Raw genomic sequence first — 2,217 nt, 5'->3', positions numbered from 1 at the left:
GAACCGCGCGCTGGATCCGATCGGCGCCGCAGCATCGGCCGCCCGCGCACTGGATCGGCTGCGCGAAGCCGGCGCGACCGTCGCCGGTGTGCGGATCACCGCGGCTTCCGCGGAGCACTACTGCGAACAACTGGCCGCGTTGCGCGAAATCGGCCGGGAACGCGGAATCCCGTTCGACGACGCGAGATCGGACGGAACACGATGACCGATGTGCAACGGCTCGAACTGCTGGAGCGCAGGTTGCGCGCGCTGGAGGACGAAGCGGCGATCACCCGGCTGATCGCCGCCTACGGCCCGCTCGTGGACAGCGGTAGCGCCGAAGCCGTAGCCGGGCTGTGGGAAGCCGACGGTGACTACGACGTCGACACCGGCGGAATGCACGGGCACGCCCAGCTTTCCGCGATGGTCCGTTCCGGAGCGCACCAACGGCTGATCACCGACGGCTGCGCGCATTTCGCCGGACTGCCGCACGTCGTGCTCGACGGCGATCACGCGGTCGCGACCTGCCACTCGCAGCTGATCACCAAGCACGGCGCGGCGTTCCGGGTCTTGCGCGCCACCGCGAACCGCTGGGAACTGCGCCGCGGCCCGGAAGGCTGGCGCGTGGTGCGCCGCACCAGCCGGCTCCTCGACGGCCGGGCCGAAGCGCGCCAACTGCTCGCGGATGCAGGCGTGCTAACCCGGTGAGCACGCTGCGCCGGCGTTGCTGATCGTGCTTCGGACAGGCGGCCGCATCTCCGCGAAGCACCAACCGCACGCCCGGGAAAACGCCCTAGTGCTCGTCCCACGTGACCGGCATGTGCGCCGGACCGCGGGTGGACAACCCGTTCTTCCACTCGATTCCGTCCTCGGAACCGGCGAACCGCAGTCCGGGCAGCCGCCGCAGCAGCGTGTCCAGCGCGACCTGCAACTCCATCCGAGCCAACGGCGCGCCGAGGCAGTGGTGCGGCCCGTGCCCGAAACCGACGTGGCTGGCTTGCGCCTCCCGCTCCAGGTCGAGCCGTTCGGGGTCGGTGTAGACCGACTCGTCGCGGTTGGCCGAAGTCGTGGTCGGCAGCACCGGCTCACCCGCGTGCACCGTCACGCCACCGAGTTCGACGTCTTCGAGGGCATAGCGCGGAGTGCCCGCACCGACCCCGAGCGGGACGAAGCGCATCAATTCCTCCACGGCGCGCGGCACCGCGGTCAGGTCGGCGCGCAGCTGCGCGAGCTGGTCGGGATGCCGCAGCAGCACGTACACGAAGTTCGGGATCTGCGATGCAGTGGTCTCGTGCCCCGCGACCAGCAGCGACTCCGCCAGCGAGAGCATCTCGTCCTCGGAGAGCCGGTCGTCCTCGTCGCGCGCGGCGACCAGCGCGCTGAGCAGATCGTCCCGGCCTTCCTCGCGGCGCTCGGCGATCAGCCCGGTCATGTACTCGCGCAACAGGTCCACGCACTCCCGCACCTGCTCGGGCGTGAACTTCGTGGTGGACAAGAAGGCGTCGGACCACACGCGGAAATCGGCCCGGTCCTCGAACGGCACGCCAAGCAGCTCGCAGATGACGGTGATCGGCAGCGGCAGCGCGAAGTCCTCCACCAGGTCGGCGGGAGTTCCGGCCGCGACCATCCGATCGACCAGACCGTCGGCGATCTCCTGCGCCCGCGGGCGCAACCGCTCCACCCTGCGCTGGGTGAACGCCTTCATCACCAGCCTGCGCAGCCGGCTGTGCTCCGGCGGGTCCTTGCTCAGGATGTTGCCGGTGGCGCCGAGGTGCGGCCGCATCCGCGGTTCGTCCCGGCCCACCCCGGCCGCTCTGGAGAACCGCGGATCGCCGAGCACCAGCTTGACGTCGTCGTAGCGGGTCGCCAGCCACGCGGGCTCGCCGTAGGGCAACCGGACGCGGATCAGCGGCTGCTGCGCGCGCAACGCCGCGAACAACGGCTCGGGATCGAGCCGTTCGGGTTCGCTGAACGGGTAGCGCTTGGGTTCCACAGAGGTCATCGGCCGCCCCTCGCTGAATTCGTCGCACCGGCCCGCCGTTCGCGGACCCGCGTTCGGCGCCTGCCATTTAGTTGCACCGTAGCATCTAATTCAGCTGATTTAAACCGCTTCGAGCCCGCCCGCGGCGTGGCTCGTCGCGGGCGCGACACGTGCGACAGCTGCGCCGAATCCGCGGCGGCGGGCGACTATCCGGCGAACGCGGCCCGCTGCTGCGCGCAGATCTCGGCCAGGGCTTG

2 protein-coding genes and 1 pseudogene are annotated in these 2,217 nt (G+C 70.5%); 2 read left to right on the top strand and 1 reads right to left on the bottom strand.

Going from position 1 to position 2,217, the window contains the following annotated elements:
- Positions 1 to 205: pseudogene (locus tag IJH84_RS14040) on the top strand (hypothetical protein); the annotation flags it as partial.
- Positions 202 to 687 (top strand): nuclear transport factor 2 family protein, encoded by a 486-nt coding sequence (locus IJH84_RS14035; RefSeq protein ID WP_295145065.1) that lies wholly within the window; start codon positions 202 to 204, stop codon positions 685 to 687. The pseudogene IJH84_RS14040 and the gene IJH84_RS14035, both read left to right, overlap by 4 nt.
- 85 nt (positions 688 to 772) lie before the next feature.
- Here the strand turns inward: IJH84_RS14035 and IJH84_RS14030 are convergent, their stop codons facing one another.
- A complete protein-coding gene (locus IJH84_RS14030; RefSeq protein WP_295145061.1) occupies positions 773 to 1,981 on the bottom strand; it encodes a cytochrome P450 in 1,209 nt (402 codons plus the stop codon).
- Between the last annotated feature and the right edge of the window lie 236 nt (positions 1,982 to 2,217).

The sequence above is a fragment of the Saccharopolyspora sp. genome, from assembly GCF_017434145.1.
Classification (GTDB): Bacteria; Actinomycetota; Actinomycetes; order Mycobacteriales; family Pseudonocardiaceae; genus Saccharopolyspora_C; species Saccharopolyspora_C galaxeae.
This window is presented reverse-complemented; position numbering and strand designations above follow the sequence as displayed.